The 273-nt window shown below is 50.5% G+C and carries 1 protein-coding gene; it reads right to left on the bottom strand.

Features of this window, described 5'->3' with window-relative positions; genetic code table 11:
• Window positions 1-173: sugar phosphate nucleotidyltransferase (locus RVY79_RS19630; RefSeq protein WP_317466249.1), on the bottom strand; the 173-nt coding region annotated here is incomplete at its 3' end.
• Window positions 174-273: the final 100 nt, after the last annotated feature.

Here is a 273-nt window from a genome sequence, read left to right as displayed (position 1 = left end):
TCTTCGGGTGTGGAAATAATCAAGATATCACGAATCCCCGCCAACATCAGCGTGGATAGCGGATAGTAAATCATCGGCTTATCATAAACCGGCAGCAATTGCTTGGAAACCGATCGGGTAATCGGATATAGACGCGTGCCGGACCCGCCGGCAAGGATGATCCCTTTACGCATAGTGGCAAAACTTCAAAGAATTTGGTCGAGCAGGAAATGGATGCCTTGACGCCAATCGGGCAGATGAATGCCGAACGTCTCGCGCAACTTGCTGGTATCG

The organism is Chromohalobacter sp. HP20-39 (genome assembly GCF_033052815.1).
GTDB lineage: Bacteria > Pseudomonadota > Gammaproteobacteria > Pseudomonadales > Halomonadaceae > Chromohalobacter.
This window is presented reverse-complemented; position numbering and strand designations above follow the sequence as displayed.